The organism is Psychroserpens sp. SPM9, assembly GCF_025153525.1.
Lineage (GTDB): Bacteria > Bacteroidota > Bacteroidia > Flavobacteriales > Flavobacteriaceae > Psychroserpens.
Window position 1 is genome coordinate 835,477 of sequence record NZ_JANZNR010000001.1, and the last position, 24,353, is coordinate 859,829.

20 protein-coding genes are annotated in these 24,353 nt (G+C 33.1%); 10 read left to right on the forward strand and 10 right to left on the reverse strand.

Translation table 11 applies throughout. From position 1 onward, the window contains the following. Positions 1–8 precede the first annotated feature (8 nt). Together N4270_RS03700 and N4270_RS03705 are read left to right on the forward strand one after the other, a co-directional pair. The gene (locus tag N4270_RS03700) at positions 9–1,274 is read left to right on the forward strand and encodes a DDE-type integrase/transposase/recombinase (RefSeq protein ID WP_260095484.1); all 1,266 of its coding nucleotides are present in this window, start codon (positions 9–11) and stop codon (positions 1,272–1,274) included. Positions 1,275–1,611: 337 nt separating this feature from the next. Further along, a complete protein-coding gene (locus tag N4270_RS03705; protein WP_260095486.1) occupies positions 1,612–1,959 on the forward strand; it encodes a helix-turn-helix domain-containing protein in 348 nt (115 codons plus the stop codon). 28 nt (positions 1,960–1,987) lie between these two features. Here the strand turns inward: N4270_RS03705 and N4270_RS03710 are convergent, their stop codons facing one another. The 5 genes from N4270_RS03710 to N4270_RS03730 all read right to left on the reverse strand — a co-directional run bounded on the left by N4270_RS03710 (position 1,988) and on the right by N4270_RS03730 (position 8,159). Then, positions 1,988–2,395 carry a hypothetical protein gene (locus N4270_RS03710; RefSeq protein ID WP_260095488.1) on the reverse strand — a complete coding sequence of 136 codons (408 nt, stop codon included), beginning with the start codon at positions 2,393–2,395 and terminating at the stop codon, positions 1,988–1,990. Then, positions 2,382–3,038, reverse strand: coding sequence for a hypothetical protein (locus N4270_RS03715; RefSeq protein WP_260095489.1), 657 nt, complete (start codon positions 3,036–3,038; stop codon positions 2,382–2,384). The genes N4270_RS03710 and N4270_RS03715 overlap by 14 nt, the downstream gene beginning before the upstream one ends. A 5-nt stretch (positions 3,039–3,043) precedes the next feature. After that, positions 3,044–4,231 carry a hypothetical protein gene (locus N4270_RS03720; protein WP_260095490.1) on the reverse strand — a complete coding sequence of 396 codons (1,188 nt, stop codon included), beginning with the start codon at positions 4,229–4,231 and terminating at the stop codon, positions 3,044–3,046. 755 nt (positions 4,232–4,986) lie between these two features. After that, complete coding sequence (locus N4270_RS03725; RefSeq protein ID WP_260095492.1) at positions 4,987–6,459, reverse strand: tyrosine-type recombinase/integrase; 1,473 nt, start codon at positions 6,457–6,459, stop codon at positions 4,987–4,989. Between the two features lie 173 nt (positions 6,460–6,632). Beyond that, positions 6,633–8,159, reverse strand: a complete 1,527-nt coding sequence (locus N4270_RS03730) for a hypothetical protein (RefSeq protein ID WP_260095493.1) — start codon at positions 8,157–8,159, stop codon at positions 6,633–6,635. 163 nt (positions 8,160–8,322) lie between these two features. On the opposite strand from N4270_RS03730, the gene N4270_RS03735 reads away from it, so the two are divergent. Beyond that, positions 8,323–8,670, forward strand: coding sequence for a helix-turn-helix domain-containing protein (locus N4270_RS03735; RefSeq protein WP_260095486.1), 348 nt, complete (start codon positions 8,323–8,325; stop codon positions 8,668–8,670). Between the two features lie 28 nt (positions 8,671–8,698). Here N4270_RS03735 and N4270_RS03740 read toward each other — a convergent pair whose 3' ends face one another. From N4270_RS03740 to N4270_RS03760, 5 genes are read right to left on the reverse strand one after another with little or no spacing between them, the layout of a single operon-like run. Beyond that, a complete protein-coding gene (locus N4270_RS03740) occupies positions 8,699–9,106 on the reverse strand; it encodes a hypothetical protein (RefSeq protein ID WP_260095488.1) in 408 nt (135 codons plus the stop codon). Next, a complete protein-coding gene (locus tag N4270_RS03745; RefSeq protein WP_260095489.1) occupies positions 9,093–9,749 on the reverse strand; it encodes a hypothetical protein in 657 nt (218 codons plus the stop codon). Before N4270_RS03745 ends, N4270_RS03740 begins: the two co-directional genes overlap by 14 nt. A 5-nt stretch (positions 9,750–9,754) precedes the next feature. Further along, entirely contained in the window at positions 9,755–13,420 is a 3,666-nt protein-coding gene (locus tag N4270_RS03750; protein ID WP_260095495.1) for a DUF6443 domain-containing protein, read from the reverse strand. A gap of 12 nt (positions 13,421–13,432) precedes the next feature. Beyond that, positions 13,433–13,849, reverse strand: coding sequence for a hypothetical protein (locus tag N4270_RS03755; RefSeq protein ID WP_260095496.1), 417 nt, complete (start codon positions 13,847–13,849; stop codon positions 13,433–13,435). Positions 13,850–13,861: 12 nt separating this feature from the next. After that, positions 13,862–17,242 (reverse strand): RHS repeat domain-containing protein, encoded by a 3,381-nt coding sequence (locus N4270_RS03760; RefSeq protein WP_260095497.1) that lies wholly within the window; start codon positions 17,240–17,242, stop codon positions 13,862–13,864. Between the two features lie 256 nt (positions 17,243–17,498). Between N4270_RS03760 and N4270_RS03765 the strand changes: the two genes are divergently transcribed. From N4270_RS03765 to N4270_RS03795, 7 genes are read left to right on the forward strand one after another with little or no spacing between them, the layout of a single operon-like run. Further along, positions 17,499–18,173: a response regulator transcription factor gene (locus N4270_RS03765; RefSeq protein WP_260095498.1), complete on the forward strand. Its 675-nt coding sequence runs from the start codon at positions 17,499–17,501 to the stop codon at positions 18,171–18,173. Positions 18,174–18,184: 11 nt separating this feature from the next. Continuing rightward, the gene (locus tag N4270_RS03770; RefSeq protein WP_260095499.1) at positions 18,185–18,589 is read left to right on the forward strand and encodes a type IV pilin protein; all 405 of its coding nucleotides are present in this window, start codon (positions 18,185–18,187) and stop codon (positions 18,587–18,589) included. Further along, positions 18,589–19,068: a hypothetical protein gene (locus N4270_RS03775; protein WP_260095500.1), complete on the forward strand. Its 480-nt coding sequence runs from the start codon at positions 18,589–18,591 to the stop codon at positions 19,066–19,068. The genes N4270_RS03770 and N4270_RS03775 overlap by 1 nt, the downstream gene beginning before the upstream one ends. Position 19,069: 1 nt before the next feature. Then, the gene (locus N4270_RS03780; protein ID WP_260095501.1) at positions 19,070–20,476 is read left to right on the forward strand and encodes a GspE/PulE family protein; all 1,407 of its coding nucleotides are present in this window, start codon (positions 19,070–19,072) and stop codon (positions 20,474–20,476) included. 11 nt (positions 20,477–20,487) lie between these two features. Beyond that, the gene (locus N4270_RS03785; protein WP_260095502.1) at positions 20,488–22,641 is read left to right on the forward strand and encodes a type II secretion system protein GspD; all 2,154 of its coding nucleotides are present in this window, start codon (positions 20,488–20,490) and stop codon (positions 22,639–22,641) included. Beyond that, positions 22,641–23,855: a hypothetical protein gene (locus N4270_RS03790; protein WP_260095503.1), complete on the forward strand. Its 1,215-nt coding sequence runs from the start codon at positions 22,641–22,643 to the stop codon at positions 23,853–23,855. The genes N4270_RS03785 and N4270_RS03790 overlap by 1 nt, the downstream gene beginning before the upstream one ends. Next, complete coding sequence (locus tag N4270_RS03795) at positions 23,836–24,351, forward strand: hypothetical protein (RefSeq protein ID WP_260095504.1); 516 nt, start codon at positions 23,836–23,838, stop codon at positions 24,349–24,351. The genes N4270_RS03790 and N4270_RS03795 overlap by 20 nt, the downstream gene beginning before the upstream one ends. Positions 24,352–24,353: the final 2 nt, after the last annotated feature.

Sequence of the window (24,353 nt, forward strand, 5' to 3'; positions counted from 1 at the left end):
TGGTTACTATGAGAACTTCTTGGGACACTTCCATCAAACATTTGGCAAGACATGGATTATTAAGCGACATCCTAAGTATTGAACAAATAGCTTCAATTCCTAGTTCAAACCTATCGCGATGGAGACATGAATCTGATAGTAAGTATTTATATTCTGAAATTAACGAGATTATAAAACAAGAAATTGAATTCATTAAACGAATGAACCAGTCTTCGAAGATCAAGAAAATCAACGAAAGTTACTTTAAGCTAGCGGATACTTTTCATCATGTAATTTCAAACATTAAAGGTGTAAAATCTATCCTTAAATCACAAAAAGAGCTTATTGTGAATACCATTGATTCCATAGTTGATACTGTCCCAATTAATAATGCTCTAAAACTATTTAATATTTCAAGAACCACCTATCAAAACTATAAGACCATTGTTATTCATAAATGTGAAGCCTCTTATTTTAAATGGTATACTAGACGCTTTTCAAATCAATTATTAGTTAAGGAAGTAAGTACCATCAAGAGCTATTTGCCTAATGACGATTATCGTCACTGGTCAAAATCGTGTATTTACTTAAGAGCAATTAGAGATAACACCTTATCCTGTGGACTCTCTACATTTTATAAGTATTGCAGGTTACTAGGTTTTTCTAATTTGAAAACGTTTAAAAAAGCTGACGGCTATAATCCTTTGGAAACTTCAAGACCTAATGAGGTTTGGTGCGCTGATGTTACTATCTTTAAAACTCAGGATCATATAAAACACTACATCCATATCTTAATGGATCATTATTCTAAAAAAATTATTGGATATCGTATTGAGGGATTTAGTTCTGGAAAAGCGATCAGATCTTTATTACAAAATGCTTATAAAAAATCCAGACCAAAGAATACTGTGTTTCTAACAGATGGTGGTTCAGAAAATGTTAATACAACTGTCTCATCACTTTTAAAATCTTATAACGACACTATTACTCACAGGGTCGCTCAACGAGATGTGCTATTTTCAAACTCCATGATTGAGGCCTTTAATAAAGTTTTAAAACATCAGTTTCTATATCCGAGAACGATTAGTAATAGAACTTCACTTGAAAACGTAATGAGAGAAGTCATACCAATCTATAATAGTGTAAGACCACAATTAAGATTAGGCGGAAATACACCTGACGAAACTTTTAATGGCAAACCAATTAACTTTAATCAGTACTCTGATTGCTTTAAAGCTCAAAAAGCCATTCGAATTGTTCTAAACAAACAAAATTCTTGCAGATCATGTTCATAAAAACTATCTACAAATAGAAAATCAATAAGAGCGGCAAAATCAATTACTTCTCTTTTGAAATTAAACTTGTAAAATCTTAATCTTCTTGAGTTTAAAATATAACTATTTCATTTATAGTCGATTCCCATAAATGGGACAACTCATTTTAAAATGACCTTGGGAATAGCAGTTCATAAGTTTTTACTAATCGTTTTCACTTACAAACATAGCGAATTTGGTTTATTTGACTAATCCTATTTGGTTTTATTTATTCACAACAATAGTATTATTCGCTGTTCAATTTGTAGCTTTGTATAGCGTTTAGACATTATTAGACGTGTTAATAAGTATAAAGACTATGAGTGATTTCGGTTCTATATTAAAAAGTTTACGTAGTGAAAAAGGTTTCTCGCAGGAAGCATTTGCAAGTAAAATAGGTGTTCACGTTACCAACCTTTCTAAATATGAGCGTAATCTTTCAGTTCCATCTTTAGAAGTTGCCAAACGTATGGCAGAAGTATTAGAGATTTCTTTGGATAGATTAGTTCACGGTGAGAATAAAGCACAGGACACTCTTGAAGACACCGACTTACTTACATTATTTAACAAGGCTCAAAAACTCTCCAAAAAACAAAAGGAAACCGTTAAAGATTTCCTTTCTGCTTTTGTTCTTAAGGCTGACTTAACTCAAAAGTTAGCACAGTAAAAATTACTCATTTCGAGCGGCTCTTAATTTATTCTTTGCACATTATGCCATCAATCCGCTCACTATCATCGTCGCCTTTAATATTAGATGTATAATAAAAACAACTGTCTTCTATTTTAGTAACTTCAACTATTATCCCACCAACACTATTAACCTCTTTTTGAAAATCAGTTAAAGGCATTTTGTCTGCATCATAAAATATGACATAGCTACAATCATTTAGCCATTTTAATTTAGAGTATCTTTTTACTCCTTCACTATCAATTTCCACTTGTGTTGTATCGCTTCTAATAATCCTGTAAGGTGTAGTTCCTTCTGTATCATTTGGAACAACAAATCTACCTTTCTTAAAATCATCACACTTTATTTCTTGTGAACAAGAAAAAATACTAGCTAACGATAATATTATGATTAAAGCTTTATTAATTATTTTCACAAACATTTTTTAAATTCTCCTTTAGTTTATAAAAATCTTCCTTATAGGTTTCTTCTGCTTCCTCCAACTCTTCTTCATATATCTCTACTAATTTTTCATATTCAGGATTATCATTAAGTTTTGCAGCTATTATCGCAATATTAGAACGCAAAGGATATAAATAATTGTGAACAGACAACTCTCTTGGGTACTTATTTAACAGCTCGTCAACTCTTGATATGGAACTATTACTATCAAAATAAGGAATAATTGTTTCTTCAAAGTATTCTGGAATAACTTCTATAAGTTTATTAATATCCCTTTCATCTTTAACTAACCAATCAGACAAAGGAATGTTTCTTAATCCTTTTTCCATCCCTTTCTCCATATAACGCAATATGTCAAAAAGGTGATTTCCTAATGTAAGATAAGGTCTATCCTTAATCTTGGTAATAGATTTATATATACTTTCTATTCTTTCCACCTTTATTCTTATTTCAGGTTTTATTACAATAGAATTACCTTTTTTAAAAAAGAATAAATCAACTATTTGAGTACAGCCATTAACATCCCTTATAAATTCACGCTTTTTTTTATTTAATCTAAAACCTCTTTTTTCAAAGTCAGGCTCAAGACCTCCTAATAATTTGCTAGATATTTCCATTATTTTCATTGTTCCTCTAATAATTTTCGGTCTACAGTAGTAGCTCTTGTTTGGGTAGTTGAGTTGCTAATTGTCTGTCCTTTTACGCCTCCAGCGTTTTTTCCAACTAATTCTACAGATTCTCCACCATTAAAAAATCTTTCCTGTTGCTTTGATAGTTTTGCGTTTCCTGTCTTTGTTTCATTAACAAGTTTTATTTTACCTGTTTTAGGGTCTACTACAACATTATCAAACCTAACTTTCGTCCCATCTTCAAACTTCCCTGTAACTTGTGTCAATATTTCATCTCCTTTAAATTCTTTTCCTAGAGATTCTGTTATAAGGTTCTCACCTTTAGTTCCAATATCTTTATTTTTAGCTAATATTTTAGCAGCATCACTTACTTCATCACTTTTTCCAAATAATTTTCCAAGTGCTTTAAAACCTGCTTTTAATAATGGCCCTCCATACTTAATAGCTGCTCCTCCAATAATAGTCACTTCGTCTATTGGGCTAATTATAGTAAGTGCTGCTATTGCACCTTTACCTTCAGCACTACTTTGCTCTAAATACTGCTCTTGGGTCATTTTTCCCTTTAAAAGCTGCTTGTCTCTATATCTTTGACGCATGTCAAAACCTGTATTTTCAAGTCCTTCAAGTTCTATTCCTGAACCTAATTTATTTTCTTGAAAAGCGTACGTAGAGTTATAAACATACTTTTCTGCCAATGGGTCTATCTGCCAAAACCTACCAATTGCTGGGTCGCTGATACGGTATTTCCATTCGTGAACATTTAAACCTAAATCTTTATTCAATTCCTGGTCTTGATACGTCTGATAATTGTTCTCGGATATTACATTATTATTATATCCTTTATGCTCTAATCCGAATGGGTAAAAGTTTCTCTCCTGTATTATCTCTGATGATGTAACAGCTCCATTATTGTTAAAATCCGAATAAGAGATTCTTACATTATTCCATATATCTGTGTATTGGTAGACATATCTGTATGAATTTCCATCAGGCTCGACATAGCCCTCTGGATGATAGAACTGTTTCAATATTCCATTTTCGTATAAAAAATTATCTGCGTAATCCGTTGTAGTAACATTTCCTCCAACTGTCTTTTTCTTTTGAAGTTTGATACCATCAGCAGAATACACATAATCCAATACACCCGCATTTGCGCCTGTTACCGTTATCTTGGCGGGCATATTTAGGTGGTTATAGAGAACCTGCGCTATACCTTTATTAGCATCCGATATCATATTCCCGTTAGTGTCTACACCTACGCAAAAAATAAAAATTCGGTCACGTTTTTTTCAAGGTTGACCCTCTAAAAATATTTAAAAGAACGTTTTTTTATTGACTACAATATATGGTTTTATGATTAATTCCGCACCAATAAAATCCAGTTTTTTAACCTTAAAAACCCTCTGTATTTTATTGGTTTCCTTTGCCTCGGTATGTTTACATAAAACGGGTTATAGTACTTCCTCGCACCACCAATGGCGTAGCTATAACCAGTTTTATGTAAAATACTCCCTTTCCAACAACATCAGCCGACGCGCCCCAAGCTTCCAACGCTCACAGCCGAACACGAATTGAAGATTGTTAGTTTTGATTGACAAGATTGTGAAGACTGAACGCCCTGCGGTTGTCTCATTTTAAAAGATTGCGGAACTCATCCGCATCAGCCAACAGCTTCCGCAACCTTTTAAAACGTTTTCAGAGGAAGCAAACGTTTTAAAAAGATGAAGATTTAGGCGGTTGTCCCGATAGCTATCGGGATTGAGCGCAAAGGCAATCTTCAGCTTTTTAAAATGATAGAGGTTTTGCGACGATTGAGCAAAATAATTAACCTTTCGTAGTGCGCTGGCAGTAGCGTCGGCAAAAAGCGGTGGATTAGCGGATATTTTACATAATAGCAGTTATAACGACTGTTTTTTATCTTTCTAAAATGATAACGTTAAAAACTGTGCGAAGCGGACTTATAACTTCTATTATGTAACATAGCTTGGGGCAGTTTTTGGTGTGAGCTTGGGCTACAACTTTTTATAAAAATCTCATTTTTGTAAAGTGTTGTAATTGCATTGGAAGCCAAAAACTGCAAGAGCGTTGGCGAGGAAGCAAAGCAAATACAGAGGGTTTTTGCGGACAAAAAACTGGATTTGCTTTGCGTGGATTCTAACTTATTGGATGGAAGTTGTTCACGATGTCGTGCAGGTTTTCTAAATCGTCTTGTACATATTTTTCGGTTGAAGATATGTAACGATGCCCTGCAAGATATTGAACCTGTCGCAAGTTGTGTTTTGATAACCAATTGACGATTAAACTTGACCTTATTTGTGAGTAACTTGTTACCTTGTGATGTGCTTCCAAAAATGAGTTGTTCGTTGTTTTTCGTGCTTATCTTTTTAGATAGGTAACTTCTTGTTTGCGTGGTATAATTCAATAAATCCATCATTTGGCAAGGTTGCAGTTTTAGTGTTCTTGCATTGCTTCTTCGTGTACTTGGGATGTCTATTTTTCCTTTGTTCAGTTGCACATATTCTTCCTGTAAATGATAGAGCTCTATTCCTGTAATTCCTTGGAATACCATTAAGCCCAACACCACTTTATCCCTTAATTTGGTCGCTTTAAAAAAGGTATCGTAATGTTCTATATCGTAGCTGTAATATAAATCCTCCAGTTCTTCTTCACTTAATAAATTGCTAATGACTTTGATACGTTTGCCTCTTATGGTCATATCTTCCGCAGGATTTTCCATTGTTTCGCCTTTTTCTATCAGATAATCGTAATACAGCTTAACTGCTCGTAATTCATTATTGGTTGATGAGCGTTCATAATTCTTTTCTGTTTGCAGATATTTCGCGTATTTCAATAGGTTGCTATATGTTAATTCTTCTGGTGTAATTCGCTTTTCTATAATCTCGCTATCGTTAGTTGCTTTTATGATTTGGCGCAATCGAAGTTTAAAACTCATTCCACCTAATCTGCCACCTTGTGAGTTTATAAACAAAGCTTCATTTTTATTGGCTTTATAAAATTCTGGTCGTGCATCATATACATAATCTTCGAGGATTCTTAAATTGTAAGAGTTGATTGGTACAAAACGTTCCCTTTTATTCTTTGTTTTTTTAACTACAATACGTTCCTTGTCAAAAAGCACATCATTGAGATTTAAATGTACTGCTTCGTTTCTTCTCAATCCGCAACTGTATAGAACTACCAATATGGCTTTATCACGTAATCTAAATTTTTGTAATGGACTTGTATATTCTGTGGCTTTAAATAACTCTTTAATTTCGTTTTGGGTAACGATATCGGTTTCATTTAGTCTATCGGTTCGCTCAAAACGTAAGTGTATGGATAGTGATTTTGCATTGTGTTTTTTTAGATATTCGTTAAAGCGTTTTAATGAACTGATATGACCGTTCAAACTGGGATTACTTAACGCTCCAACCAGTAAAAGAACTCCTGTAAAAAAATAGGCGAATACTTTACAATGCCCTTGCTATAACCCAAGATGTCCAACCAGTCTTTAAAAGAGATTAATAAAGCCTTGTAAGTTTTGCTATTGAGTTTTAATTTTTTCACTTCGGTATGTGTTTTTTAGAGTTTAGTGGCGAAGTTTATTTGTGCAATACAGTTATCCAATGCGTTTTTGATCAAGTTTTTAAGTTCCTTGTATTCATCAATATTTACGATTTCAAAGTGATAGAGCTGTCCTTTTTTACCTTTTACTTTCTTGATGTAATTCTCTAATAATAATTGATTGTTATAACGCCTTAACGTAGTTTCCTTTACTCGTAGATTTCTGCGGATTTCTGCATTTGTAAAGGTTGTTTGATTATTATTTGCCAAGTACGTCTTTAGACGTTCTAAATGGTTTCTACAAGCTCCTGTAATGGTATCGGACTTTCGCAATAAGACTTCTATAATCAGTTCGTTGGCTTCTTGTATATCTTCTATCGTCGTCTCAATGTATTCCTCTCCAGTTTGGGTGTCGAACTTCGACTCTCGTTGGTATTGTTTATAAAATGTAATCGCTTCTATGAACTGTAAATAATGGCTGTTGGTTCTTCGTGGTTTAAATACACTTTGTGGCAACTCCAAGTATTCTGCATAAGGATTGATTACTTTAATTGGTTTTAATAATCGTTGTACATTTTGTAGTAATTGTTTGGATTCTATTTGCTCTTGTATATTGATTTTTACAGCACTCATAAAACGTTGGTAATTCATTATTCTTTGGTCTTGTTCTGTGCTTTCGTCAATGTAGAATAGGAAAGAACGGTTGCTATTATCCTCGTAGATGCTTTCCTGTGTGGTACATCCTGCTACAGATACAGGACCTTCAACTGTTAAATGGATTGTTTTGGTATTGCCTTTGGTGTCTTTGTGTACAACCGTTTTTGTAATTCGCTTTTTGGATTGTAATTCTCGTAAAGGGTAGAGTACAGATTCTGCTCCGTCTAAATCTTCTATTAAGATTAATTTGTGTTGTAGTTCTGTGCGATTGAAGTAATAAAAGGCATTGGCTGATAGTACTGTAATCTCAACTTTATCTTCATCAGGTATTAATTCTGCAACTTTAGATTGTAAATGTGTTTTTCCTGTTCCGGAACTGCCCAAGCTGATGCAATGTAAAGGATTGTTGGTTTTTCTGCTTGTAAATATCAAGTACATTAAAATCCTGTTGTTCACTTCGCCGATAACTCCGCTTTTTCCTATGAGTTCATTGGTTTTGGTCAGTAAGTTTTTTGACCTTAAAAAGGTTTCTGCTTTTTTGGTTTCCGTAGCTGTTAACTCTTTTCCTATAGATGTTACTTGCGATTGCTCCAATAAAATGAAGCGATAGTTTTCAAGTTCTCTCGTTAAATCCTGTATGGTTCTACGTGCTATACTTGTTCCTATTTCAAGGCGTTCCGCTATTTTACGCACCAGTTTTTCTACTTGGTTGTCATTGTATAAATCTATCGAGTGTCTTAATACGTTGTGTTCTTTAGGCTTTTGAACAGATAAAGCAATGCGTAAAGTTTCGAGCTTGGTGGTCTTGATACCTCCTAAAATGTGGACTTCTAAATATTTTGTAACGTACTCGTAGTTGTTTGGGTTGGATGTGTTGAGAGTGTTCATAAGTTTTTACTAATCGTTTTCACTTACAAACATAGCGAATTTGGTTTATTTGACTAATCCTATTTGGTTTTATTTATTCACAACAATAGTATTATTCGCTGTTCAATTTGTAGCTTTGTATAGCGTTTAGACATTATTAGACGTGTTAATAAGTATAAAGACTATGAGTGATTTCGGTTCTATATTAAAAAGTTTACGTAGTGAAAAAGGTTTCTCGCAGGAAGCATTTGCAAGTAAAATAGGTGTTCACGTTACCAACCTTTCTAAATATGAGCGTAATCTTTCAGTTCCATCTTTAGAAGTTGCCAAACGTATGGCAGAAGTATTAGAGATTTCTTTGGATAGATTAGTTCACGGTGAGAATAAAGCACAGGACACTCTTGAAGACACCGACTTACTTACATTATTTAACAAGGCTCAAAAACTCTCCAAAAAACAAAAGGAAACCGTTAAAGATTTCCTTTCTGCTTTTGTTCTTAAGGCTGACTTAACTCAAAAGTTAGCACAGTAAAAATTACTCATTTCGAGCGGCTCTTAATTTATTCTTTGCACATTATGCCATCAATCCGCTCACTATCATCGTCGCCTTTAATATTAGATGTATAATAAAAACAACTGTCTTCTATTTTAGTAACTTCAACTATTATCCCACCAACACTATTAACCTCTTTTTGAAAATCAGTTAAAGGCATTTTGTCTGCATCATAAAATATGACATAGCTACAATCATTTAGCCATTTTAATTTAGAGTATCTTTTTACTCCTTCACTATCAATTTCCACTTGTGTTGTATCGCTTCTAATAATCCTGTAAGGTGTAGTTCCTTCTGTATCATTTGGAACAACAAATCTACCTTTCTTAAAATCATCACACTTTATTTCTTGTGAACAAGAAAAAATACTAGCTAACGATAATATTATGATTAAAGCTTTATTAATTATTTTCACAAACATTTTTTAAATTCTCCTTTAGTTTATAAAAATCTTCCTTATAGGTTTCTTCTGCTTCCTCCAACTCTTCTTCATATATCTCTACTAATTTTTCATATTCAGGATTATCATTAAGTTTTGCAGCTATTATCGCAATATTAGAACGCAAAGGATATAAATAATTGTGAACAGACAACTCTCTTGGGTACTTATTTAACAGCTCGTCAACTCTTGATATGGAACTATTACTATCAAAATAAGGAATAATTGTTTCTTCAAAGTATTCTGGAATAACTTCTATAAGTTTATTAATATCCCTTTCATCTTTAACTAACCAATCAGACAAAGGAATGTTTCTTAATCCTTTTTCCATCCCTTTCTCCATATAACGCAATATGTCAAAAAGGTGATTTCCTAATGTAAGATAAGGTCTATCCTTAATCTTGGTAATAGATTTATATATACTTTCTATTCTTTCCACCTTTATTCTTATTTCAGGTTTTATTACAATAGAATTACCTTTTTTAAAAAAGAATAAATCAACTATTTGAGTACAGCCATTAACATCCCTTATAAATTCACGCTTTTTTTTATTTAATCTAAAACCTCTTTTTTCAAAGTCAGGCTCAAGACCTCCTAATAATTTGCTAGATATTTCCATTATTTTCATTGTTCCTCTAATAATTTTCGGTCTACAGTAGTAGCTCTTGTTTGGGTAGTTGAGTTGCTAATTGTCTGTCCTTTTACGCCTCCAGCGTTTTTTCCAACTAATTCTACAGATTCTCCACCATTAAAAAATCTTTCCTGTTGCTTTGATAGTTTTGCGTTTCCTGTCTTTGTTTCATTAACAAGTTTTATTTTACCTGTTTTAGGGTCTACTACAACATTATCAAACCTAACTTTCGTCCCATCTTCAAACTTCCCTGTAACTTGTGTCAATATTTCATCTCCTTTAAATTCTTTTCCTAGAGATTCTGTTATAAGGTTCTCACCTTTAGTTCCAATATCTTTATTTTTAGCTAATATTTTAGCAGCATCACTTACTTCATCACTTTTTCCAAATAATTTTCCAAGTGCTTTAAAACCTGCTTTTAATAATGGCCCTCCATACTTAATAGCTGCTCCTCCAATAATAGTCACTTCGTCTATTGGGCTAATTATAGTAAGTGCTGCTATTGCACCTTTACCTTCAGCACTACTTTGCTCTAAATACTGCTCTTGGGTCATTTTTCCCTTTAAAAGCTGCTTGTCTCTATATCTTTGACGCATGTCAAAACCTGTATTTTCAAGTCCTTCAAGTTCTATTCCTGAACCTAATTTATTTTCTTGAAAAGCGTACGTAGAGTTATAAACATACTTTTCTGCCAATGGGTCTATCTGCCAAAACCTACCAATTGCTGGGTCGCTGATACGGTATTTCCATTCGTGAACATTTAAACCTAAATCTTTATTCAATTCCTGGTCTTGATACGTCTGATAATTGTTCTCGGATATTACATTATTATTATATCCTTTATGCTCTAATCCGAATGGGTAAAAGTTTCTCTCCTGTATTATCTCTGATGATGTAACAGCTCCATTATTGTTAAAATCCGAATAAGAGATTCTTACATTATTCCATATATCTGTGTATTGGTAGACATATCTGTATGAATTTCCATCAGGCTCGACATAGCCCTCTGGATGATAGAACTGTTTCAATATTCCATTTTCGTATAAAAAATTATCTGCGTAATCCGTTGTAGTAACATTTCCTCCAACTGTCTTTTTCTTTTGAAGTTTGATACCATCAGCAGAATACACATAATCCAATACACCCGCATTTGCGCCTGTTACCGTTATCTTGGCGGGCATATTTAGGTGGTTATAGAGAACCTGCGCTATACCTTTATTAGCATCCGATATCATATTCCCGTTAGTGTCATATGTATATTCTGTTGTTGAATTAGCTCCATCTACAAAACCATAATTATCATTACCATTATCTAAAACTTTCTTAAGTTGATTGCTTTTATCTTCATAGATATATTCTAAAATATCCATATTACCAAACGTAGTCGCATTTGAATTGGTATGACCTTTTCTAGTTAGATTAATAATATTGCCATTTTTATCATATGAAATTCCAGAAACGTGATAATTTGTAGAATTACTCGTAGCGGCAGCAATTCTATTTAAGGCATCATAGTCATAAGTATACCATCTAAGAACATTATCATTAAGTGTCTTCCATTCTGTCTCAGCAATGTTACCATTATAAAGTTTAGTGCCATTATGGTCTTCAGTATTATAGTTAATCTTAAACCCAAACAAGTCACTCCCTAGATTGGTTGGATCATTAATACTTTTTAACCAGCCTCTTATATTATATGAATAATCTATAGTTTGAAGACGTGATTGAAGCGTACTTCCACCAACTCCTTTTTGCTCTAATTGACCTAATTCATCATAACTATTCTCTACTATGACTTCTTTATACTTTTGTACATTGATTCTTTGTTTTTGAATTGTTATTCGATTGGCAGAATCATATTCAAATTCGTCTTCAACATTGAGTACTGAACTACCTGATTTATCATGGTTAATTGATGTTTTTAAAACTCTACCATCAAAAGTTAATAAACTCTTCACTTTGTCTGTAATATGTGAATATGTATTATTACTATATATATAAATTGGTCTAGATTTGGCATCGTAATAATTAACGGTTGTAGTCCAATTATTGGTTCCTAGAATTCTTACTTTACTCCCTGTTGCTAAACCTTTCACATTTGTAATAGGTGTTATACCATATGACACTTCAGAAGTTGCTCCTGATAAATCAAAAACATAATTGTCATAGTAATTTATAGTGTGTATTTCATTTACACTTATTGGAATTGTATTTGATGTATAATATGTATTTGAATAACCAGTCCCAGAAGCAACCTTAGTTTCATACTGTTGTATATTATTATTTACTGAGTTTTGAAAGTTCAACCTTGTTGCTGAAGAGTTTTTTTCTCCAGTATAAATGACTCTGCCAAAAACATCATATTTTGTAAACAACCATTTATTTTGAGCCTTAAGATTTTGATCTTGGCTCATAACAGGTTGGTCTAACCGATTATAAACTATATACTCCCAGCCTTTACCAGGGATTTTCTTTTCAACTAATCTATTTCTATGGTCATAAACATACTGATAGCATAGTTCACTTAACTCTGTTGCATCTGGTTTTGCTGTTTGAGGCTCAGATTTTGGAGGTAGTACATATGATAAATTACCATAAATATCATACACATAGTACGTATCATGTGGAACATTAGTTTGAGCACTTCCACTTACTATTGAAGTACCATAAGTACGTTTTAAAATAACACGCCCTTCTGCATCTTTAAACTCTTCTGTAGTATGAGCCTTAGTACTAGAACCATCATGATTTTCATCCTTGGTTATACTTTTATATAATTCCCCTGAACTATAATTTCCGTTAAGGACTAAAGTTGGTGTATAAGTATTATTAGCAAAACTTAATGTTACCTCATAACGTTTAACTTCATTAATGGTATTACTTAGGTATGACATTTCAATTTCATGACCTCCTCCCATTCTCCAGTCATAGCCTGGAGCTGCTTGTTTTAAAACACGACTTAAAGGTGAGGTTTCAAAGTCTTTTTCAGAATATGGATTGGTGGTATTCTCATATTTAGCAGTATTATAAAACGTATTGGTTTGCGACAACGCTGTATAGCTGTAAGCGCCTCCATTAGCAGAAATTGCAAATGGTAAATATTCTTTCTGCTGTCTTCCTAAATCGTCATATTCAATGTGAGTGATGATGTCTTCTTCATTACCACCAGCTCGTATCCCTATACTTTGCTCTGCTCTTCCTAAACCATCAAAGTAAGTAACACTCTCTATTTTTTCTTCGTTGGCTAATTGTGACACATCGCTAGTAGCTGCCCGAGGTGTAATATTATGTACATAGTTTACATTAGACAAACCTGTTCCACCACCAGTCATTACTGTTACATTTAACGTCTCTTGTGGAAAACCAAATGAATTGAATGTTAATGAAGCTACTCCTGTACTTCCCCATTGGATTTTTACAGTATAATTTGTAAAACCAGAACTTCGTTGTGGTGAGGTTGTGGACAGTATCGTTCCATTAGAAACAGTCCAACTAGACGAATGAACTAAGCCATTATCAAATGAATATAAGTGAATACTATTTGGATTTACACTTGTTGCACCATTTAAATCTTGACTAAATCCTAGACTTGCAAATGACAATGTTACCAATGCAAATAATATCGTACTTTTTTTTACTAATTGTTTTATAATAATCATAATATTTAGTTTTTATTGGTAATTAATTGTGCAGTCTTCAAATGAATACTCGTTCTCATTAGGACTTGAAACCGACAAATCAATCTCTGCCATAATTCCAGAGGATGTTCCTGTAAGTGTAAATGTGTAGGATGTATTTTGAATGGAAAGATCAAACACTAAGATTCCTGTTGACGTTGTCTCATTCCATGTTCCTGATACATTATCAACTGAAAATACAATAGTTTGCAAATTATTTGTCAACTCAGATTCTTGTATCCAAGTCAAAGTACTTGCCTCTTTTTCAAATGTTGATGTGATAGCCAGATCATAATCATCACTAAATGTTTTAGTCGTTACTAAATTAAAATCTGCTAATTGCTGTGCATTAAGCGTGTTGGTCATTTGCATAACAAATAGGCAAATGATAATACTATATATTGTTTTCATGTGTTCTAAGATTTAATATTGGTTTTGATAGAAATATGCATTCTCGCTAAGTATGTTACCATCGGCATCCTTAACACGCTTTAACCTGTTAAATGGGTCATATTCATAAGTCATTTCGTAGCCTTTTTCATCTACAGTGCTTGTGATACCCAAAATAGGATCATACCTGTAAACCGATATTAAAGCGTCTGGTAATCCATTTCTCAAACTAGTTTCATTAGCAGCACTTAAATTATCAGCCAGCGTAAAATTGGTTCCAAGTATCACTTCAATATTGGCATAGGTAGCATTAGTGACTTTGGCAACAGGTAAAGATTTATTAAACCCATAGATGTAACTGATGTGTGCTCCATCTACTTTACTCACCTCTAACGGATTATCATAGGTGTCGTATTTATGAAACTCTATTCGCTTCTCAGGAGTAATAGTTCCTTTGCCCACTTTAACCTCTTTAGGCAACACAACGTTGGTATGGAATTCATGATAAATAGTATGAGTTTCACTTACTTTTGTCCCATTTCTGAAAGTTTGTGTTTCAAGAACTTCATTAACCTTATTAAGTGCTATGAGCTTATTTTTTATGGTTGTAGTGTTGCTATTTAAGTTAGTGCCTACAGGATAAAAATATTTGGTCTGAAGATGTTCTTCAACACCCGACTTATCATAGTAGGTATCTTGTTGACTTATCTGGTAGTTTAAAGAATTATACAAAAACTCTTGTCTACTCTCTTTTACAGTTGTCCCACCGTTATAAAAGTATTCTTTAGTTGTTGTTCCTTTAAGTTTTGCCCAACCCGATTTGAAGTCAGTACCAATTACTGGAAAAGCACCACACGGTTGTTGTGCTTGATTTGGCACTTGACAAAAACCTCCTCCTTCTGCAGGGGGATGGTTTTGAATAGTTCCATTATTATAGAATGTCCAGTCAGTAAAATATTGTAAAAGATTACAATTTGGTCTAAACACACTTCTGTCTGTAAATAGAAAGTCTTCCTGAAATTCATAATTAGGATCACCATTTGAATCCAAATAACTAATTTCTTTTAAAGGGTCGCCAGATTGATTATAAGTTTTTTGTTCTAGTAATAGACCTCTTTTGTAATCTAGATTTTCTTTTGGTTTGGGCTGTTCAAAATCAAATGTTGCAGTTACACTTGGATAATCATAAGGAGAAGTATAACTATAAGTAGTAGAACCATTATTTTCTTCGTATACTTTAACATGCCTGTAACCCACATAACTCCCTTGAGATAGTTCAACATTAACCCCTTTTTCAATGACTTCATACTGAATAGTTTGTGGTAAAAGAGAATGACATATATTTTCTATGTTACCAAAAACATGTCTACTGGTATTTTTTTGGTAGGTTCTTACCAATCGATCAGCCTTGGCATCCACCACACCTGAGGACAAACTACTATTACTTTCATCCAGATACTCAAACTTAATTTTCTTATCATTAAGCTGCGAATCAATTGCGTTTTTAAATAGAATCTCTTTAATGCGAACACCTCCACCTATCATTGCTTGTTCTACATTTTGACTTTGATCTGAATAAACTACTTCAAAATCTCCTGAGATTTGATAGGTATTTGCGTTTAAGTTAATGTAAGGAGCAAGTGCCATAGTATAGGTTCCTGCTGGAACATTTGAAACCTTAACACAGTTTTGATCTAAATCTACATAAGCCTCATAAGACCCATTATATATTTTTATAATGTGATCACTTAAGTACTGACTGGGATTGGCAGTCACATCAGAACTCACATAAATATCTTGATCAAAATCCAGAGTGAATGTTTCAATAGTAACCGTAGGAGCAGAATTACCATTATGATTGTAAACAAAATTATTAGTAGAGTCTGTTTGAACTAAAATGTTTCTTGGGTTTTGCATATAGTCATCATACCCAATTAATTGATCTTGATAGTAAGAATAACTGTTATGCTCAAATACGAATTCTTTAACTCCGCCTGTTGGATATTCAATTGATTTTAAAAGCCCTGTAGTTACTATACTTTCAGAGTAAGAAATATTATCACAACTGGTTTGACCAACATCTATACCACTATAATAACCCCAACTATCACCTCTCACATCGTCTTTATTAAATCCGGGAAGATCTTGCTTGTTATTATACACTAAATTGTAATCTTGATTAATGCCTCCTGCTGTTTCAGTCACTTTTGTCAACCAAACACGCTTAAAAACTAACGGATTAAGTGAGGTATCACTTGTTTCCTCATAATTAAGATTAAAAGTCTTGTTAACCGTAGAACCCTTTTTAATAGTAATACTTTTTAATGTTCTACCATTAGTCTCTGGGTGAGTATATGTAAGATCTAAATCAAATTTTACTTTAATATTATCTCTTGTAAACGTAATTTCATTAATTTTCTTTGTTGTGGAACTTATGGATTGATAGGATACCGACTCCGCAGGTTCCAATATACCTTTGTTGTAGGAATTGTTAACCAAATCATTGTATCCAGCTCCAAAATTTATTATCGTATTTGAAGTTCTACTTGTAGAAGCTGTGTAATTTTCTATAACATTCTGATAGGTGATTGTCGCTAGGTCATTTCCCTTGCTAGTTTCGATCTTTGACAAATGCCAAGCAGAGTTTGCATTATAGCTTGAAGCAGCAGCAGAAACATTGAATGTTGACAAATTCCCTTGTACTTTTGTACCTGTAAAAGGTGTAGAAGTTGACGTTTCAACAACATCAAACGTATATTGATAACCTTTAGCATCTGTAACTTTAAAGGCACTTATGACATAATTTGAATCATGTGTAATATCTATTTCAAAATTACTTGTTCTACTAATATACTTAGGAACAAGATTAGATCCCTCTTTGAGAATGACGAATCTACCTGAATATCCCATAAAATTAAATTGATATAAATCAGGTTTATTATCATATTTATTTCCTGATTCGCCAACAACCAAGAAATTGAATTCTGTCTTTTGAGCTCCACTCAAACTGTTATAGCTCCAATAATCATTTAAATGATAGATTCCTGTTTTGTTAGTTGTAGACGTACTCTTTGTAATTTCATCAGGTTCTCCTCTTACAGTTCTGGATATTGTTCCGCCTGCCATTAGCGACCAACTGGTTCCTGTCCAACCTGACCTATTGTTGATCTGTACGCCTTGGGTATTATAACTAAGTGAAATCCCCATAGAAAGATCTCCAGTAAGTCCTTTAGAATAAATAGGAATTGAAATATTAGGTTGACCAGTATAATAGCTAACTGGCACTTCTTCAAACTGCATCAAATTAGCTACAGTTGGTGAGGGCGGAATGACCTCAGGTAATTCTTGTCCAAACGACATGATGGATATCATGACTGCAAATACAGTCATAATAGGTGCTACAAAATTTTTCATCTAAAAAATAGTTTAATTGTTAACGGAATAGCAAAACCTAAAATCCAATTTGGGCTGAAGACTTAATAACTGATTTTGCTGACATCTTTATGTCCATAAATCTATTGATGAAATTGAAATTTTGTTTGTAATTTTTGCTTTCAAAATTTAAAGTCTTTGCTTTATTTTTTAAAGCACAATCCTTTAAGTTCTCTTACTCCCTATAAGTATTTTAGTAGCGTAAATATTAAATCCTAACCATTTTATTTACATACTTATGACAAAGAAGATAAATGTCTTAATTGTAGAAGACGAGCCTCTAATTATTAATGTATTAGAGAACGCCCTAAACCAAATAAGTGAAACCAATGTATTTGATTTTAGAGTAAAATCTGTAATAAATTGTGACTTGGCTAACGAGGAGATTCAAAACGCATTAAAATCTCATCCCATCGATCTGATTCTATTAGATATCAGTATACCCGCATCAAGCGACAACAAACTACTATCTGGTGTAGACATAGGAATTAAAACAAAAGAACTGTTTCCCAATGTTAAGACGATTGTGTTTACGTCAGATAGCAATAACTACAAGCTTAATAACATACTCAAAACCTTAAATCCAGAAGGGTTTTTGATAAAAAGTGATATCGACTATATTAAACTTGTCGATTCTATCAATGCAGTCATTAATAATGAGCCTTATTACAGTAACTTCATAATTCAACTTATGAGGCGTCATATTTCAAATGATTTTACGCTGGATAAAATAGATAGAACCTTGCTTTACGAAATATCCAAAGGCACTCAAATGAAAGATATTACACAGATCATTCATTTATCTAAGAGTGCTGTGGAATATAGAAAACGAAATTTAAAACAACTTTTTGAAGTCAAAAACGCCAACGATACACTTTTGATTTCAAAAGCAAAAGAGTATGGGTTTATTTAAATATAATGACTATGAATTCAAAATTAAAAGTAAACGCATTTAACCTACAGGAGATTCTTATTGTGCTGCTGATTATTGGCGTATTTATGCTTATTGCGCTACCAAACTTGATGCCTTTAGTTGCGAAAGCTAAAAGTATTGAAGCGCAGATTCAGTTAAAATATATTTTTAATAATCAAACGTCGCATAAGTACTTATATTCCAAATACACTTCAGATCTCTCTGAGCTAGATTTTGAAGCGCCTAAAACCGTCAAAGAAAACGGAACTGCAAACTATGTTTACGAAATTTTAAGCGCCGACAACACCAATTTTACAGCTAGAGCTACTGCCATTACTGATTTTGATGGTGACGGCATTTTTAACGTTTGGGAAATCAATCAAGATGGTACACCTAAACAAATAGTAAAAGACTAATGATAGTAATCAAACTCATATTAATAGGACTCTTTAGTATGATCTTTTATCAAGATTATAAAGATCGTCAAGTGTATTGGTTTCTATTTCCGTTAGTTGGACTCTGTAGTGGAATTTTGTTTTACAAAAGCACACTTCCAGAATTATTCTGGAGTTCTATAATCTTAAACTCAGTTTTTATTGCGTTTTTATTATTAGTTGTACTTCTGTATTCTAAACTTACTCTAAATCTCAAAATTTCCGAAGCATTTGGATCAGGTGATGCCTTTCTTTTTACTGTCCTTATCTTTTCATTTTCGACAGTATCATTTCTTATCATTTTTGTATTTGCCTTATTATTTTCACTGGTTATTCATTTGCTACTGAAAAAGTATTCTGCAGTAAAAACAGTTCCTCTTGCCGGTTATTTAAGTTTGTTTTTTGGATGCTCATACATCGCTTTTTGGCTAGGTATCACTAACTCCTTATACACCATATAGCATGATAAAAGAGAATTTTAAAACACCTGTACAATTGTCTCAACTCATTAGTAGTGAGCAGGCCTATGCCTACAAAATCATTCCTGTAGATGAGCAGGATGATCAAATTATATTTAAGTCTGAAAGCACTTCTGAAACCTTAAAACAGGAATTACAGATTATATTAGGTAGATCTGTCAGGCTTATTAAAGAATCTCCTGAAAACATAAGACAATATTTATCTTCTAACTTCAGAATTAGACATCAGTCGCAAACCCAAGCACTTAATTATTCTTCTGATTTTCTTGTGCAACTTCTTACTACCGCTAAGGATATCGGAAGCAGTGATATTCACTTTGAAGTTTACGAGCATAAATGCCGCGTTCGATTTCGTTTGGATGGAAAACTGAAAGAGTATTTTATCATTAGTAAAGAAGAGTATCCAATCATCATCAACAAATTAAAAATTAAAGCTGGATTAGATATTTCAGAAAAAAGACTGCCACAAGACGGACGTATTACAATCAATACTGAATCGGATGAATTTGACATAAGAGTGTCCTCACTTCCAATTTTAAATGGCGAGAAAATGGTACTTAGAATACTTAGTAAAGATGCTGATCATATTGAGCTTGGGGAATTAGGATTTTCGAACAAAGAATTAAATACTTATAGAGAAACTATAAGAAAACCTAATGGAATCGTGCTAATTTCTGGCCCAACAGGCTCTGGAAAAACAACAACACTCTATGCGACACTTAAACTACTAAATGACGAAGAGCGAAATATTCTCACCATCGAAGACCCTATAGAATACACCCTCGAGGGCATCAATCAGGTTCAGCTCAAGGAAAATATAGGTCTCGATTTCACCAGCACCTTAAGAACGTTTTTACGTCAAGATCCTGATGTGATTATGGTAGGAGAAATTCGAGATGCCAAAACTGCGAATATGGCTATTAGGGCTGCACTGACTGGGCATTTGGTGTTATCTACTATTCATACCAACTCCGCATGGGCAACTATAACCAGATTAGTCGACATGGACATCCCTTCATTCTTAATTGCTAGCACACTCAATGTTAGTGTCGCTCAACGACTAGTTAGAAAGTTATGTACTACCTGCAAAGACGAAACTCCAATTGTAACTACTGATTTCCCTAAGTCTTTTACTATCCCAAAAACATTAAAATATCAATCAATTCCTGTTGGTTGTGATCATTGCTATTACACAGGATATTCAGGAAGAAAAGCCATTTATGAGATTATACCTATCACCAATGATCTCATGTCACGTATTAAAAACAATCATCTCGACATTGATGATTACATCAAAGCAGAAGGAATTTCAACATTGAAAGATAATGCTGTTGAACTCATAAGAAACGGAATCACCTCTGTTGAAGAAGTGTATGCTTTACTAATTTAAAATTACTTTAAATGAAATCGATACTATCCATTATTCTCATATTTCTTGCACTTTCATTTGGACAAGCGCAAACCAATGATCGCTTGTTATCTATTGGAAACAAACTAGATAGTTTATCGGTTACTAATTCTGGGCTCATTGAACAACTAGATGCCAGTATTTCCCTAAATGAAGTATCACTCTCTAGCTTTTTACTGGCGGTTTCCAATGTTCATAACATAAATATAAACGTGTCTCCAGAGCTTAATCAAATTAAGATTACTAATAATTTTTCTGATGTTACTGTATCTGATGTACTTGTGTTTTTATGTAAAGAACATCAATTAACTATTGAATTTACAGGCAGTATTTTATCCATAAAAACCTTTAATCCAATTAAAGAGGACACCACTTATCCTATTGGTGTTGATTACAATCCCAGCAACGAAACCATCGCCATCGATACTAGAGAAAACGACTTATATGAAGTATTTAAACATATTATGGATGCAAGTGCTAAAAACCTCATGTTTGCACCAGGCATGGAACATTTAAAACTTACCTCCTATATTAAAACCACTGATTTCGATGCTGCGATGCAGAATATGGCGCTTTCCAATGATCTTATTCTTACTAAAACAAAAGATAATTTTTATGTCTTTGATAATCAAATTACTAGTGATGTAAATAAAAAAAGAAGCATAAGAAATCGTCTTAATCCAAATTTAAGTTTTAAGGTTCTTAATAAAAATAATAAGCTACTTGAAGTTGACTTTTCAAACTCTCAAATCGCAGATGTTATAAAAACCATTGCAGATTCATTAGATATAAATATGTTCTTAGCATCGCCTTTGGAAGAATCTGGAACAGTAACACTTAAAACAAAGTCTATAACTTTTGATGATCTGCTAATAAAAATGTTTGAGCCACAAGTCGATATTAATCCTATTGATATTGATAATTCTACCACTTCTTCAAATGGTAGAAATAACAGCTCTGAACTCACTAATCCAATATCTAAAAACTATACGTTTAAGAAAGAAGGTAATATCTATTTCTTTGGAACGGCCAATCAGTTAAGTGTAAGAAAAGTGGAAATTATAACTCTGAAGCATCGCTCTGTAAATTTGATGTCTGACCCTGAGTCCATGTCGCTCAATAACAACGTTAGAGATAATTTCATAGCAGTAGACCAGGGCTATAGAAACCAGATCAATTACAATTCATCTAATGGTAGCAATATCAATAATAGACAGCAAAACTCCAATAATAGAAATAGATTAAGCGAAAATCAAGAAGCACAAAGTATATTAGATATTGTTCCAGAGGAGATTAAATACGGTTTAGACTTTAAAGTCGATTTTGAGCTTAATAATATTTACGTCACTGGTACAAGTGCTAGAATAGAGTTCTTCAAAGATTTTATTCGAAATATAGACAAAACCGTTCCTGTTATTTTAATTGAGGTGATGATTGTAGAGGCACAAACCACCAATACCTTAGAGGCAGGAGTAAGCTGGGGAATTGGAAATGAACCGCAAGTCGCACAAGGAGGCATATTCCCATCTACCGATTTAACCTTAGGTGCTCAGACCATAAACAAAATTATCAATGGCTTTAGTGATACATCCGTATTTAATTTCGGACGTGTTGTTCCTAACTTTTTTGCTACCATTAAAGCCATGGAGACTAATGGTGATCTTAAAATTAAATCCACTCCAAAACTAGCAACACTCAATGGTCATAGAGCGTCGTTTTCCAACGGACAAACATCTTACTATGCGATTGTTCAACGAAATATCATAGGAACCGATAATCCGCAAACGTCAGAGATTAGAAACTACTTCCCTATTGATGCTAAACTTGGATTAGACATAAAACCTTACGTAACTGGCGATAAACAGGTTCTATTAGATATCAATGTGATACAGTCCAGTTTTGGACAGCGTATCGCTGATGATGCACCACCAGATATTAATTCTCGTAATTTCTCTTCCATAGTACGTATGAAAGATCAGGACATTGCTGTTTTAGGTGGGTTAGAAGAGAATTATAAAAACAATTCAGGATCAGGAGTACCCTTTTTAGCTAGAATACCAATCATTAAGTGGCTATTTAGCAAACGGGTAAGAGAAGGACGCAAATCAAAACTCACTGTTTTTATTAAGCCTACAATTATTAATTAATGAAGGACAAACTTATATCATATCTCACCTATGGAAACCGCTTTTATAGCATAGAGCAGTCGCAAGCTAATGGTGATGTGGTTTGCTATGGAATTGAGCTAAAAAAAACAAAAAACCAGGTTGATGTTGAAAAATGTTTTCAGTTTGATTCGCTTCAAGAAGCTTCTAAATATATCCCTAAAGGAAAACCTGCTTTTTTAGTTGTAAATAATGATCAGGTCATCACTAAAAAAATTGAAAGCCGTGAAACAGACCCTCTGAAACTAGTACATCATGTCTTTGCAAATTTAAAGATTGATGAGTTCTACTATGAGGTATTACAACAAGACAACATTCATTTTGTCTCCATCTGCCGAAAAACTTATGTTGATGAGTTATTTGAGCAGTACAAATCAAAAAATATTTCAGTAATTAATTTTTCTTTAGGAAACTTGATGATTGCATCAATAGCCCATTTTATTTCTGAAGACCACATCCACAGCTCGAATGCAATTATTTCAAAAGCTGATGACCAGATTATTGATATTCAGCCTCAGAAAGAAATACAAGAGGTTAATTATAATTGTAACGAAACTACTCTAGCGCATAACGAATTATTAACCTTTTCGTCTGCACTAAGTTTAATCACTAAAACTAAAGTAACTACCTCTGTCTTTAGTAAATCTGAAAATCATCTTTTAAAAGACTTCAAGGAAAAACGGTTTTTTACAAAGTTCATGAAAATAGGATTGTCATTTTTGTTTGTTTTATTACTTGGTAATTTCTTTCTCTTTAATAATTACTACGATAAAGTGAGTGAACTCAAAGTGACTGCTCAAGTTTTAAATTCATCAAAGAGCAAAGTATTTCAGCTTAATAAAAAAGTTCAAAAGACTCAAAAAATGGTAGAAGATGTCTTAAAAAGTAATGCCTCTAAAAGCTCTTACTATGCTGATGCCATTATTACGAGTTTGCCTGATCAAATCTTATTATCAGAGCTCAATTATCAACCACTGCTCAAAAAAATAAAAGCCCAAAAGCCAATTCATAATGATACTAATGCCATTATCGTTTCTGGAGCATCTTCAGAAAGCATTTTGGTATCTCAGTGGATATCAGAACTAGAAGCTTTAAAATGGATAAAACATATTGAGATTATCAGCTTTGATGACACCTTCAAATCATCATCGGAGTTCTCTTTTAAAATTTACATTGATGATGACTCAAAAAACTAAAAATATTATCCTCATAGGCTGCTTTATCTTACTAGTATGGATTGCTTATCAATTTGCGTTTTCAAATACTATAAGTGTAAAACAACAATACAATAGCTTAAAAAAAGAAGCTGCCATGTTTGATAACATGCCTTCACAATTATCATCACTAAAACAAAAAGAAAAGTATTATGATTCGTTACTGGTGAAATTTAAGCTTAAAGGTAATTCGATTCAGAACATCATACTTAAAACTATCAACACTTATGCTGATAGCACCAATATTAAAGTCAATAATTTCATAGAACCTCATCAGATCAAGCAAAATGATTTAACCATAAATACCTATCAATTCACTTTAGAAGGTAATTACAATGCGATTATAACTCTCATTCATAAATTAGAGCAACAGACCAAGTTTGGTGAAGTGATCAATCTGGATTTTAAGAAAAAGAAAAACTTTAAAACTGGTAAGTACTATTTGCAGGCTCATGTACTACTTAGGAGTTTTGGGTAATT